Genomic DNA, 13303 nt, shown 5'->3' on the forward strand with positions numbered 1-13303 from the left:
GTTGATCAAGACCACCCCTGGGAGGTCAAGGTCACAGCCGCGTCCTCTGCTGCTCACCTGCGTATCTGGCCTAGCATCCGAGCATGACGGTCCTGCCTGACGACGGGCTCTCGCTGGCCGCCGAGTTCCCTGACGCGACCCATGAGCAGTGGCAACGCCTGGTTGAAGGCGTCCTGCGCAAGTCGGGCAAGGAAGTCTCGGGCGCGGCAGCGGAAGACGCCCTGTCCACCACGCTGGAGGACGGGCTGCGCGCCCGTCCCCTGTACACCGCGGACGACTCCGCGCCCGATCCCGGCCTGCCCGGTTTCGCTCCCTTCGTACGGGGCGGACGCCCCGAGGGCAACACCCTCGGCGGCTGGGACGTACGGCAGCAGCACACGGCCGCCGACGGCGCTGCGGTCCTCGGGGACCTGGAGAACGGCGTCACCTCGCTCTGGCTGGTCGCCGGTGCGGACGGCATTCCGGTGTCCTCGCTCGACCGGGTCCTCGACGGCGTCTATCTCGACCTGGCGCCCGTCGTCCTCGACGCGGGACGTGACGTCGAGCCCGCCGCACGCGAGTTGCTACGGCTCTACCAGGAGCGCGGGGTCGCCAAGGAGGCGGCGCGCGGCAACCTGGGAGCCGACCCGCTGGGCCACGAGGCCCGCACGGGAGACGGCGGGCTCGACTTCGCGCCCGTCGCCTCCCTCGCGGGGCTGTGCGCCGAGGAGTACCCGGGGCTGCGGGCGCTGACCGTGGACGCGCTGCCGTACCACGAGGCCGGTGGCTCGGCGGCGCAGGAGCTGGGCAGTTCGCTGGCGACCGGCGTCGCCTATCTGCGGGAGCTGACCGAGGCGGGCCTGAGCGTCCAACAGGCCGCCGCCCAGTTGGAGTTCCGGTACGCGGCCACCGCCGACCAGTTCCTGACCATCGCCAAGCTGCGGGCGGCGCGCCGGCTCTGGGCGCGGGTGACCGAGGTCTGCGGGGCCCCGGGCGGGCAGGTGCAGCACGCGGTGACCTCGCCGGTGATGATGTCCCGCCGCGATCCGTGGGTGAACATGCTGCGCACGACGGTCGCGACTCTGGCCGCCGGAGTGGGTGGCGCCGACGCCGTCACCGTGCTGCCCTTCGACCACGCCCTGGGGCTGCCGGACGCGTTCGCCCGGCGGATCGCCCGCAACACCTCGACCATCCTGGTCGAGGAGTCGCATCTGTCCCGGGTGATCGACCCGGCGGGCGGCTCCTGGTACGTGGAGCGACTCACGGACGAACTCGCCCACGCGGGCTGGGAGTTCTTCCAGTGGATCGAGCGGGAGGGCGGCCAGGCGGCGGCCCTGCGCTCCGGACGGCTCGGCCAGGACCTCGCCCGCACCTGGGAGGCGCGCAGCGCGAAGCTCGCCAAGCGGCGCGAACCCGTCACCGGGGTCAGCGAGTTCCCGAACCTCGCCGAACGCCTCGTAGAACGCGCTCCCGCCCCCGTACCGCCGTCCGGCGGGCTGCCGCGGGTGCGGCGCGACGAGGCGTTCGAGGCGCTGCGAGCCCGGTCCGACGCCCACCTGGCGGCGACCGGTTCCCGGCCGCGGATCTTCCTGGCCGCCCTCGGCCCGGCCGCCGCGCACACCGCCCGCCTCACCTTCGCCTCGAACCTGTTCCAGGCGGGTGGCATCGAGCCCGTCACCGAGGGCGCCTTCGAGGACAGCGGTGCCACCGAGGTCTGCCTGTGCTCCAGCGACACGCTGTACGAGGAGCGGGCCGCGGAGGTCGCCGAGGAGCTGAAGGCGACGGGCGCCGGGCACGTGTTCCTCGCGGGCCGTCCCGGGCAGTACCCGGATGTCGATGCCTATGTCTTCGCGGGGTGCGACGCCGTCGCCGTGCTCTCCGCCACCCTCGACCGTATGGGAGTGTCCTGATGGCAGCGAGGGGAATCCCCGACTTCTCCGGGATCGAGCTGGGGGTCCCGAAGGCCGACGGCGGGAACGACGAGTGGCGAAGCGCCGTCAAGAAGGCCACGGGCGGGGCCGATCTCCTGTGGGAGACCCCGGAGGGCATCGCGGTCGAGCCGCTGTACACCGGGCAGGACCTGGAGGGCCTGGACTTCCTGGGCACCTACCCGGGCATCGCCCCGTATCTGCGCGGCCCGTACCCGACGATGTACGTCAACCAGCCCTGGACGATCCGTCAGTACGCGGGCTTCTCCACTGCGGAGGAGTCCAACGCCTTCTACCGGCGCAATCTCGCGGCCGGTCAGAAGGGCCTGTCCGTCGCCTTCGACCTGCCCACCCACCGCGGCTACGACAGCGACCACCCGCGCGTGACCGGTGACGTCGGCATGGCGGGCGTGGCGATCGACTCGATCTACGACATGCGCCAGCTCTTCGACGGCATCCCGCTGGACAAGATGACCGTGTCGATGACCATGAACGGTGCGGTACTGCCCGTACTCGCGCTCTACATCGTGGCCGCCGAGGAACAGGGCGTACCGCCCGAGAAGTTGGCCGGGACCATCCAGAACGACATCCTCAAGGAGTTCATGGTCCGCAACACCTACATCTATCCGCCGAAGCCGTCGATGCGGATCATCTCCGACATCTTCGCCTTCACCTCGCAGCGGATGCCGCGCTACAACTCCATCTCCATCTCCGGCTACCACATCCAGGAGGCGGGCGCGACGGCCGACCTGGAGCTGGCGTACACGCTGGCCGACGGGGTGGAGTACATCCGGGCGGGGCGGGAGGCGGGGATGGACGTGGACACGTTCGCGCCCCGGCTCTCCTTCTTCTGGGCGATCGGCATGAACTTCTTCATGGAGATCGCCAAGATGCGGGCGGCGCGGCTGCTGTGGGCCAAGCTGGTCAAGCAGTTCGATCCACAGAACGCCAAGTCCCTTTCCCTGCGCACCCATTCGCAGACCTCCGGCTGGTCGCTGACCGCACAGGACGTGTTCAACAACGTCACGCGCACGTGCGTGGAGGCGATGGCGGCGACGCAGGGGCACACCCAGTCGCTGCACACCAACGCCCTCGACGAGGCGCTCGCCCTGCCCACCGACTTCTCGGCGCGCATCGCCCGCAACACCCAGCTGCTGATCCAGCAGGAGTCGGGCACGACACGGGCGATCGACCCCTGGGGTGGCAGCGCGTACGTCGAGAAGCTGACGTACGACCTCGCCCGCCGTGCCTGGCAGCACATCGAGGAGGTCGAGGCGGCGGGCGGCATGGCCAAGGCCATCGACGCGGGCATCCCCAAGCTGCGCATCGAGGAGGCGGCTGCCCGCACCCAGGCCCGGATCGACTCCGGACGCCAGCCGGTCATCGGCGTGAACAAGTACCGGGTGGAGACCGACGAGCAGATCGACGTCCTCAAGGTCGACAACTCCTCCGTGCGCACGCAGCAGATCGAGAAGCTGCGGCGGCTGCGCGCGGAGCGCGACGAACAGGCGTGCCAGGACGCCCTGCACGCCCTGACCCGGGCTGCCGAAGGCACCGGCAATCTCCTGGAGCTGGCGGTGAACGCGGCCCGCGCGAAGGCCACGGTCGGCGAGATCTCCGACGCCCTGGAGAAGGTCTACGGGCGGCACGCGAGCCAGATCCGTACGATCTCGGGTGTGTACCGCACCGAAGCCGGCGAGTCGCCGTCCGTCGAACGCACCCGCACCCTGGTGTCCTCCTTCGAGGAGGCCGAGGGCCGTCGGCCCCGCATCCTGGTCGCCAAGATGGGCCAGGACGGGCACGACCGCGGCCAGAAGGTGATCGCCACCGCCTTCGCCGACCTCGGCTTCGACGTCGACGTCGGCCCGCTGTTCCAGACCCCGGGCGAGGTCGCGCGCCAGGCCGTCGAGGCGGACGTGCACATCGTCGGGGTGTCCTCGCTGGCCGCCGGGCACCTCACCCTCGTACCGGCGCTCAGGGAGTCGCTCGCCGAGGAGGGCCGCGAGGACATCATGGTCGTGGTCGGCGGGGTGATCCCGCCGCAGGACGTGCCCACGCTCCTCGAGATGGGCGCGGCGGCCGTCTTCCCGCCCGGGACGGTGATCCCGGACGCGGCGTACGACCTGGTGCGGCGGCTGTCCGCCGACCTCGGCCACGACCTCTGACCCCCATGGCGATCGACCTCGACATCTATGTGAAGGGCGTACTCGACGGAAGGCGGGCGCTGGTGGCGCGCGCCATCACGCTCGTGGAGTCGACGAGGCCCCAACACCGTGCCCTGGCACAGGAGTTGCTGACCGAGCTGCTGCCGCACAGCGGGAAGGCGCGGCGGATCGGCATCAGCGGCGTACCCGGTGTGGGCAAGTCGACGTTCATCGACGCGTTCGGCACGCTGCTCACCTCGCTCGGGTACCGGGTCGCGGTGCTCGCCGTCGATCCGTCGTCGAGTCGGACCGGCGGTTCGATCCTGGGTGACAAGACCCGGATGGAGCGCCTGGCCGTCGACCCGGCGGCCTTCGTACGCCCCTCCCCCACCGCGGGCACGCTCGGCGGGGTCGCGAAGGCGACCCGGGAGTCGATCGTGGTGATGGAGGCGGCGGGCTACGACGTGGTCCTGGTGGAGACGGTCGGCGTCGGCCAGTCCGAGACCGCGGTTGCGAACATGGTCGACTCCTTCCTGCTCCTGACCCTCGCCCGTACCGGGGACCAGTTGCAGGGCATCAAGAAGGGCGTCCTGGAACTGGCGGACGTCATCGCCGTCAACAAGGCGGACGGCCCGCACGAGCGCGACGCCCGTGGTGCGGCACGGGAGTTGGCGGGCGCGCTGCGGCTGATGCATCCCGTCGACGCCGCCTGGACGCCGCCGGTGCTGAGTTGCAGTGCCCGTGAGTCGACAGGTCTGGGCACGGTGTGGGAGCGCCTCGAACAGCACCGCACGCTCCTCGACTCCACCGGCCGCCTCGCCGCCAAGCGCCGCGACCAGCAGGTGGACTGGACGTGGACGATGGTCCGCGACGAACTCCTCGGCCGCCTGCACGCCGACGCGGCCGTACGCGCCCTCACCCCCGGCCTCGAACAGCAGGTGCGGGACGGGGAGTTGACGGCCACGCTGGCCGCCGAGCGGATCCTGGGGGTGTTCGGCGGCGAGCGCGGCTGAACCGCGTACAGGGCGCACCGGGTGATGCGGTGAGCCCTGTACGCGCCCCTGTGTACCGGGGGAAAATCCGCCATGTCGACGGTCATATGGCTGGGGTGGTGCGTACTCAGCCGCTCATTTTCCAGAAAGCAGGTCGGCTGCCGTGCTCTTGCGTCTGCCCACGTCCGTTTCCGAAACCCAGGAGTGCATGGCCGAGGGGGCGGTGCCCATAGGCGGGGCGACCCTGATATGGGCCACCTGGCAGCGGGACGGCTTCCCCGAGCAGGCCATGTCGCTGCGCGACCTGCCGGAAGCCAACACGATCGGCCGCGAGACGCTGGGCGGGGCCGTGATACTGAACCGGATCGACGACCGCGTGCCCGAAGCACTGCGCCGGGCGGCCGCCACCGTGGGGACCGGAGCCGTGCGCCGCACGGCCACCGTCGGCGGCAACATCGTCGGGAGCACCCTGCGCTGTCTGCTGCCCGCCGCACTCGTGCTGGAAGCGCGCGCGGTGGTCCTGGATCCGGACAGCGTCTACGAGACCGACCTGACCGAGGTACTGGCCAAGGGCCACCTGCTGCTCGGCCTCCGCTGGCGCGAGCCCATCACCAGCACGTACCGCAAGCTGCCCGGCGAAGCGGGCGGTCCGCCACCACTGGTCGTCGCCGCCGCTCTGCACACCGTCGGCACCGGAGGAACGCGCCTGCGCGTCGCCGTCCGCGACGGGTACGACGTACTCACCGAGAGCACCGAGTACGACGCCGGTTCCGACTCGGCCTCCGACGTCGAACAGGTCCTCGACGATCTGCGTCGCACGGCTGTCGGCGCACTGCACGCCACGGCCCGGGAAGCGGTCGACGAACTGGTCACCGACCTCTTGTCCCGTCCCACCGGTCGTTGAGGGCCCTCCCGAACACCGGCAGCACGGTCTTGGCGCCGCCGCCGTCGGGCCGAGGTCGCCCGTCGGGCAGGATGGGCGCCATGACCGAGATCCACACGCCCCGCCTCCTCCTCCGCCGCTGGTCCGACGACGACCTCGTGCCGATGGCGGACATCAATGCCGACCCCCGAGTCATGCACTGGATCGACGACGGCTCCGTTCGCGACCTGGACCACACGGCGGAGGCCATCGAACAGTGGGAAGAGGAATGGGACGAGGAGGGATTCGGCCTCTTCGCCGTCGAACTGCTGGCCTCCGGCGAACTGGCCGGCTTCGTGGGCCTGTCCGTGCCCGAGTTCCTGCCGGAGGTACTGCCCGCCGTCGCCATCAGCTGGCGGCTCGGCTCACCGTTCTGGGGTCAGGGGTACGCCTCCGAAGCCGCCCATGCCACGTTGGAGTTCGCGCTCCAGGACCGTGGCCTCGACCGCGTCATCAGCATCACCCGACCGGGGGACGACGCGTCCGAGAACGTCATCCGCAAGCTCGGTATGACGCTGGAGCGCGAGACGACGCACCCGGTGTACGGCTATCCACTGTTCGTTCACGTCATCGATCTCACCGAGTTCCAGGCCTGAACCCGCCGAGTCGTCGGTTCCCGCGGTTCATGCCCTGGTACGGTCCGGCGCGGCCGGCGACGCGACGAGCACCTGGGTGAGCGGGATCCGCGCCAGCAGGATCGCTCCGTACAGGATCAGGGCGGCCCCGACGGTCTCGGGGATCAGCCACCAGCCGGTGCGTACCCGCTCCGCGTACAAGGTGACGCCCAGGACGAGGCTGACCAGGGCGTCACCGAGGGTGAGCGCGGGCTGGGAAGCGACGAGGGGGCCGGACTGGACGGCGTTCTGCAGGAGGAACAGCGCGCAGACTCCGGTGGCGGCGAAGGCGTAGGTCTGCCAGGCGAGGAAGAACCCGGTGACGCCGCCCGTCTCCCAGGCGTGCGTGGCGTCCTTGATCAGGGCCGCGGTGAGTGCGTAGCCGATGGCCGCCGCGGCGCCGAAACAGGCCGCGCGGGCGCGTCCGGCCGGGCACCGCAGGGCGACACCGACGGCAGCCACGATGACGCCGACGCAGCACACGATGGCCAGGATCCAGCCGCCTGTGGTGGGCCGGTCGGTCCCGACCGAGGGGGCGGCCGCGGCCAGCACGGTACCCAGCCCGACGGCGATGCACACCACGGCGATCCACCCGCGCCGGGTCACCCGACGCCGTAGCACCAGACCGCCGATGAGCAGAGCGAACGGCAGTTCCAGGACGAAGATCGGCTGTACGACGGACAGCGCTCCGTTGACCAGCGCCAGCGCCTGGAAGCATGCCGCCGCCATGACCGCGGCCATCCCGCCCAGCCACACCGGCCGGTGCAGCAGCTCGACGAGCAGCCTGGCGTGGAAGCCCTCGGACAACGGCACGTCCTGTGCCGCGCGGCGCTGGAGGACAGTGGCGGTCGCGTTGCTGACCGCGGCCAGCACCGCGAAGACGACGGAGAACACCAACGCCACCGGCTTGCCCCTCCTTCTCTCCCGCTCCTCTCCCGCTTTCTCCCACGGGCACCGACCGAGGCGCACGGGTCACCCCCATGCTCCCGCGCCACCATGGAGTCCGCCCCCTGGCACACCCAGGTGCCGTTGCCCGGACCACGGACGAGGCCACGCCTTGGCCGCCACGCACTCGACGCGGTCAGCCCCGCGGCCGGAAATCACGCGTCGGCCGAGAACGTCTGCGCCTCACGAGCGGTAGGAACGGTTCCGCCGTTCCCGGCCCGGACGGTACGGGCCAATAGCGCTCCGTCACCCTGTGGAGCCGTATGGTGGCGGAAGTCGCCGGGGTCGGTCGGCCGCACCTTCGGTGTCATGGGCGGATGCGGGTGATCGCGCGGCGTACGACGTCTGGTTCCTCTACCAGACGATCGACCCCACGTGGCTGACCGCACAGCTCCCCGAGCAAGGTCGTCGCGTTCACCGAGAAACCGAGCATGGACTACCGCGTCTCCATGGGTGTCTACGGGCTGTCCAGGACGACCCTCGACGGCTACACGCCCGGGCTGCCGCTGGGCTTCGACGAACTCGTCCTCGATCTGCTCGAAGCACAGGACCCCCCGCACGCCTACGACTTCGACGGGTACTGGCTCGACATCGGCCGCCCCGACGACTACGACCGGGCCAACGCCGAGTTCACCACCCGCAAGTCGATGCTGCTCAAGGGAGCCTGACCACCGCATGCGCATTCTCGTCCTCGGCTTCACCGGCTATCTGGGCGGTCACGTCGTCGAGCACCTGCGCGCCCTGCCGGGCGCCCGGGTGTTCGGCGGCGGTCGCTCGCCCCACGCGGAGCTGGACATCGACCCGGCCACCGCCCGTACGGACGGGCTGGCGAAGACCCTGGCGTCGGCGGCACCCGATGCCGTGATCAACTGCGCGGGCTCGACCGACGGGGACGCCGTGACCCTCGCGGAGGTCAACTCCCGTGGCCCCGCCGTCCTGTGCGCGGCGCTGCGGGAGGCAGCGCCCTCGGCCCGGCTCGTCCAGCAACCCGGTGGGGCCCGGCGCCCCGCCCGCCGGGCTGCCCGGTCGGATCGCCGGGCTGCTGCTCGCGGCCGGCCCGGACCCGGACGCGGTGATCCGGCTGGGTGACCTGTCGGCCTACCGCGACTTCGTGGACGTACGAGATGTGGCGCGGGCGGCGGTGCTCGCGGCCACGTCGCCCGGGCCCCTGCCGCACGTCCTCAACATCGGGGGCGGACGCGCCGTCCCGGTGCGCGAGCTCGTACGGACGCTGGCCCGCACCGCCGGGTTCCGGGGCCGGATCGAGGAGGACGGCGGCGGCTCGGCGCGCTCGGGGGCGGTGTCGTGGCAGTGCTCCGACATCGCCGCCGCCGGTGAGGGCCTGGACTGGCGGCCGTCGTACGCCCTGGAGGAGTCGCTGGCCGCGCTCTGGGCGGCGACGTCCGTCCGTCCGGAAGGCGGTCGGGCGCCGTGAGCCTGCTCATCCCGCTCTACGTCCACCCGGCCGAGGATCCGGGCGCCTGGCACCGGCTGATCACGGCCGCGGCCCGTACGTACGCGGTGGTGATCAATCCCGCGAACGGTCCGGGCCCGAGCCCCGACCCGGCGTTCACGGCGGCGGCCGAAGCTCTGCGGGCGGCCGGCGCCCACCTGCTCGGCTACGTGGACACCGACTACGGTGCGCGTTCCACGGCCGAGGTCGCGCAGGACGTCGTACGGCACCGGGAGTGGTACGGGGCCGACGGCTGCTTCCTTGAGCGGGTGACCTCGGACCCGGCCGAACTGCCCGCCTGCCGAAGGCTGGTGCGGTCCGTACGCCGGCTGGGCGCCACGACCGTCGTGCTCAACCCCGGGGTGCACCCGGCGCCGGGGTACGCGCGTGTCGCCGACCTGACGGTGACCTTCGAGGGGCACTGGACGACCTATGTGTCGGCGTTCAGCAGACCGGCGTGGACCGCCCGGCACCCGCCCGACCGGTTCTGCCATCTCGTCCACGGTGTGCCCGAGGCGCTCGTACCGCTCACCGTGCGCACCGCGCGCGAACGCGGCGCGGCGGTCTGCGGTCCCGTGACGGGAGAACCGCCCAATCCCTGGGCGCAGTTGACGCCCGCGCTGAGCGAGGCCGACTGAGCCCGGGGTCGCCGCGGACGCCGGGAAGGACGCGCGGGCGTCGACACGTGCCATGCTGGAAGCGCTGATCATGGCGGAGAGCGAGGCAGAACAACAGCGTGAGGACAGCGACACGGCCGGGCCGGACGAGGATCTGGGACCGATTCGCGGCATCGGACCCCGGGCTGCTGCGGCTCATGGCCGGGCTGCGGACGGTGGGGGCCATCGCGCTCACGCTCGCCGTACTGGCGCTGCTCGGGGCCAGTAAGACTCACTTGGTCGCCGGTGCCATCTCGGCCATGGCCGCGACCTTCGCCATCAAGGAGAAGCAGCAGCGCAAACAGGCGGTCACGCTCGCGCTCGGGCTGGTCGTGGCGCTCGCCGCGATGTCGCTGGGGGCGCTGCTCAGCACCCACGTGGTCGCGGGTGACCTCTTCTTCCTGGCGCTGATCTTCGCCGCCGTGTACAGCCGCCGCTTCGGTGATCGCGGAACGGCGCTGGGCCTCATCGGGTTCCAGGTCTACTTCGTGTCGCTGTTCGTCAGGGCCGGCGTCTCCGGTCTGCCGGGACTGTGCGGGACCCTGGTCGTCGCGTTCGTGTGCAGCGCGCTGGTGCGTTTCGTCGTCGTGCCGGAGACGCCCGAGCGTGTGCTGCGTCGGCTGCGCGCGGCCTTCCGGGCCCGTCTGGCGCAACTGGTGTCCGCCCAGATCGAGTTGCTGGACGCCGGACCTGACCGGGTGGAGAAGGCTCTGGAGGAGGTCAGGCGGCACACCGCCCGGCTCCACGAGAGCGCGATGATGATCCAGGGACGGCTGGCGGAGGGGACCAGCGACAGCGCCACCGCCGCGCTCGTGCAGCGGCGTATCGCCGACGCCGAGATCGCCGCCGAGCGGCTCGGGGTGCTCATCCTGACCGCCCGCAGCGCGGAACGCGCCGACACGCTCACCCTGCATCTGCCGAACGCGCCCGTGCCCGCGGCGAGCGACCGGCTCCGGGCGCAGGACGACACCACCGCCACCCTGCGCCGTGATCTCGAAGCGCTGCGCCTGCTCGTCCTGCGCCCGGTCGCCGAGGACCGCGGCACCGGGGTGGCCCATGTGCGCAACCGGCTGCTCGGTTACCGCGACGAGGAGAACCTGCCGCGCGCCTCGGCGGCCGTCCAGGACGTCTTCCGCGGGATCGGGGAGACGGGGCGTTCCGTCCTCGGACTGCGGCTCGCCCTCGACGGGCCGCAGGACGAGTCCGACGACACACCGTCGACGACCCGTTCCCGTGAGGAGTTGGACGCCGAGGACATCGCCATCGCCAGGGAAGAGGAGGACGAGGAGGACGCGCACGGCCCCACGGGGTGGAAACGTCCGACGACCCGCACCGCGGTCCAGGTGTCGGTGGGTTCGGCCCTGGCCATCGTCGGTGGGGAGTTCCTCTCCAGTCAGCGCTGGTACTGGGCCGTGCTGACCTGCTGGGTGGTCTTCCTGAACACGGCGTCCACCGGAGAGATCCTGGTCAAGGGGTACCGGCGGCTGCTCGGCACCGTCCTCGGCGTCGTCGCCGGTGCCCTGCTGGCGAGTCTGGTCGGCTCGCACACCTGGACCGCGTTCGCCCTGGTGCTGCTGTTCATCTTCGCGATGTTCTTCACCGCGCCGCTGTCGTACGCCCTGATGTCCTTCTTCGTCACGGCGATGCTGGGCCTGCTGTACACGCTGCTGAACACCTACAGCACCGGGGTGCTCGTCCTTCGTATCGAGGAGACGGCGCTCGGCGCCACCTGTGGTGTCATCGCGGCCGCCCTGGTGCTGCCGGTGAACACGGACCGCCGCACCGACGAGCTGCTGGCCACGGTTCTGAAGCGGCTCGGGGAGGTCACCGGTGCGGCGGTCGACCAGCTGAGCGGCGGCCCGGCGATCGAGCTGCTGGACAAGGCGCGGGATCTCGACACGGCTCTGGACGATCTACGGTCCTCCACGCAGCCGTTGACCCACCCGATCACCCCGCTGCGGGCCCGCCGGCAGACCGCGCGCTACCTCGTGGCGCTCCTGGAGACATGCGCGTACCACGCGCGTTCCCTGGCGGCGACGGCCGAGCTGCTGCCCTACAGCAAGACCGTCGCGGCCGATCCCCGGCTCAAGGGAGCCGGCCGGCGTATCGCGCACAACATCGACGTCCTTGTCGCACGCGTCGAGGACGACGACACCGAGGGCGTGGCCGAGACCGGCCCCAGCCTCGCGTCCATGCTGGAGACGGACCGGCCGGGTCTTCCCCGGCACGACCGCGTGACCGACCGGGTCCTACGGCATCTGCAGCGCCTGGACGAAGGCGTGATCGGCCTCGCCCGCCCCCTCGGAGTACCGGTGTCGACCCCCGCGAACACGGCGTCCCGGGGACCCGCCGCCTAGGAAGTGCCGGTGGTCGCGGCCCGGGAAGTGCGGGTGGTCGCGATGTCGGGGGTCGCGGGGGTCACGACTTCAGGAATGCCGCCAGGCCCTCCAGCAGCCGTTCCACGTCGTCCTCGTCGTTGTACGGCGACAGTCCGAGGCGCAGGCCTCCGGTGTCGCCCAGGCCGAGGTGGCGCGATGCCTCCAGCGCGTAGAACGTTCCCGCGGGCGCGTGCACGCTCCGCGCCGCCAGGAAGCGGTAGGCGTCGTCCGTGTCGCGGTCGTCGAAGGTCAGGAGCAGCGTGGGGGTGCGGTCGGCCGCCCGGGAGTGGATCGTGACGCCCGCGAGTGCGGCCAGGCCGTTCTCCATCCGGTCCCGCAGCGCTCGCTCGTGCCGCTCGATCGACGCGAACGCGGACCGCAGCCGGGCGCGCCGGTCGTCCGCCGGACCGGTCCCGAGACCGGCGAGCAGGTCGACGGCGGCGCGGGTGCCGGCGAGGAGCTCATAGGGCAGCGTCCCGAGCTCGAAACGCTCCGGAACCGCGTCGGAGGAGGGCAGCAGCTTGTCGGGACGCAGCGTCTCCAGCAGGGCCGGTGCGGCGGCGAGCACGCCGTGGTGCGGGCCGAGGAACTTGTACGGCGAGCAGACGAAGAAGTCGGCGCCGAGCCGTGCGAGGTCCACGAACGTGTGCGCCGTGTAGTGCACGCCGTCGACGTAGAGCAGTGCGTCCGTGCGGTGGACCAGACGGGCGATCTCCGCGACGTCGGGGAGCGTGCCGATCAGGTTGGAGGCGGCGGTGACGGCGACCAGCCGGGTGCGTTCCGTGAGCAGTTCGCCGACGGCCGAGGGCGGGAGTTCGCCGGTGACCGGATCGAAGTCGGCCCATCGCACCCGGGCGCCGGTCCGCTCCGCGGCCTGGAGCCAGGGGCGGATGTTGGCGTCGTGGTCGAGCCGGCTCACCACGATCTCGTCGCCGGGGGCCCAGTCCTTGGCGAGCGCCCGGGAGAAGTCGTACGTGAGTTGGGTGGCGCTGCGACCGAAGACGACTCCCGAGGACTCCCCGCCCAACAGGTCGGCCATGGTCTGCCGGAACTCCCTGACGAGAGCCTCCGCGTTCGCCTCTCCCGCCGTGACACTCCCCCGGTTCGACAGCGGGCGGGTGAGCGCGTCGGCGATCGCCGCGCCGACCGGCGCCGGCGTCTGGGTGCCTCCCGGACCGTCGAAATACGCGATGCCGGTCCGCAGGGCGGGGATCTGGGCGCGCAACGCGCCGACGTCGTAGGTCACTCGGGCTCCTTGGGCTGCGATGTCGTCGTCCGCTCGGGGACGACGA

The 13303-nt window shown here is 71.6% G+C and carries 9 protein-coding genes and 2 pseudogenes; 9 read left to right on the forward strand and 2 right to left on the reverse strand.

The features are described from left to right. Window positions 1-83: 83 nt before the first annotated feature. From FNV62_RS04275 to FNV62_RS04295, 5 genes are all read left to right on the forward strand, one after another. Window positions 84-1889, forward strand: a complete 1806-nt coding sequence (locus FNV62_RS04275; protein ID WP_143599974.1) for a methylmalonyl-CoA mutase subunit beta — start codon at window positions 84-86, stop codon at window positions 1887-1889. Then, a complete protein-coding gene (gene scpA / locus FNV62_RS04280; RefSeq protein WP_097282673.1) occupies window positions 1889-4072 on the forward strand; it encodes a methylmalonyl-CoA mutase in 2184 nt (727 codons plus the stop codon). The genes FNV62_RS04275 and scpA overlap by 1 nt, the downstream gene beginning before the upstream one ends. 5 nt (window positions 4073-4077) lie before the next feature. After that, window positions 4078-5064, forward strand: a complete 987-nt coding sequence (meaB, locus tag FNV62_RS04285) for a methylmalonyl Co-A mutase-associated GTPase MeaB (RefSeq protein WP_143599975.1) — start codon at window positions 4078-4080, stop codon at window positions 5062-5064. Between the two features lie 142 nt (window positions 5065-5206). Next, window positions 5207-5947 (forward strand): FAD binding domain-containing protein, encoded by a 741-nt coding sequence (locus FNV62_RS04290; protein ID WP_144314688.1) that lies wholly within the window; start codon window positions 5207-5209, stop codon window positions 5945-5947. A gap of 80 nt (window positions 5948-6027) precedes the next feature. Continuing rightward, window positions 6028-6561 carry a GNAT family N-acetyltransferase gene (locus FNV62_RS04295; RefSeq protein WP_054229396.1) on the forward strand — a complete coding sequence of 178 codons (534 nt, stop codon included), beginning with the start codon at window positions 6028-6030 and terminating at the stop codon, window positions 6559-6561. Window positions 6562-6588: 27 nt separating this feature from the next. Here FNV62_RS04295 and FNV62_RS04300 read toward each other — a convergent pair whose 3' ends face one another. After that, on the reverse strand, window positions 6589-7482 hold the full coding sequence (locus FNV62_RS04300; protein WP_054229397.1) for a DMT family transporter: 894 nt from the start codon (window positions 7480-7482) through the stop codon (window positions 6589-6591). A gap of 440 nt (window positions 7483-7922) precedes the next feature. Between FNV62_RS04300 and FNV62_RS04305 the strand changes: the two are divergent. The 4 genes and pseudogenes from FNV62_RS04305 to FNV62_RS04320 all read left to right on the forward strand — a co-directional run. Then, window positions 7923-8192 (forward strand): annotated as a pseudogene (locus tag FNV62_RS04305) (nucleotidyltransferase family protein); the annotation flags it as partial. A 7-nt stretch (window positions 8193-8199) separates the two neighbouring features. Then, window positions 8200-8959: pseudogene (locus FNV62_RS04310) on the forward strand (NAD-dependent epimerase/dehydratase family protein). Beyond that, entirely contained in the window at window positions 8956-9615 is a 660-nt protein-coding gene (locus FNV62_RS04315) for a spherulation-specific family 4 protein (RefSeq protein ID WP_144314689.1), read from the forward strand. The pseudogene FNV62_RS04310 and the gene FNV62_RS04315 overlap by 4 nt, the downstream one beginning before the upstream one ends. Before the next feature lie 98 nt (window positions 9616-9713). After that, a complete protein-coding gene (locus FNV62_RS04320) occupies window positions 9714-11990 on the forward strand; it encodes an FUSC family protein (RefSeq protein ID WP_060900542.1) in 2277 nt (758 codons plus the stop codon). Between the two features lie 61 nt (window positions 11991-12051). On the opposite strand, the gene FNV62_RS04325 is transcribed toward FNV62_RS04320, so the two are convergent. Further along, window positions 12052-13257 carry a cysteine desulfurase-like protein gene (locus FNV62_RS04325; RefSeq protein ID WP_060900543.1) on the reverse strand — a complete coding sequence of 402 codons (1206 nt, stop codon included), beginning with the start codon at window positions 13255-13257 and terminating at the stop codon, window positions 12052-12054. Between the last annotated feature and the right edge of the window lie 46 nt (window positions 13258-13303).

This window comes from Streptomyces sp. RLB3-17, from assembly GCF_007113425.2.
In the GTDB taxonomy this organism is placed as follows: domain Bacteria; phylum Actinomycetota; class Actinomycetes; order Streptomycetales; family Streptomycetaceae; genus Streptomyces; species Streptomyces mirabilis_D.

Coding starts and splice junctions, on each gene's coding strand:
- scpA (WP_097282673.1), top strand. CDS start 1,889: ATGGCAGCGAGGGGAATCCCCGACTTCTCCGGGATCGAGCTGGGGGTC.
- FNV62_RS04275 (WP_143599974.1), top strand. CDS start 84: ATGACGGTCCTGCCTGACGACGGGCTCTCGCTGGCCGCCGAGTTCCCT.
- FNV62_RS04295 (WP_054229396.1), top strand. CDS start 6,028: ATGACCGAGATCCACACGCCCCGCCTCCTCCTCCGCCGCTGGTCCGAC.
- meaB (WP_143599975.1), top strand. CDS start 4,078: ATGGCGATCGACCTCGACATCTATGTGAAGGGCGTACTCGACGGAAGG.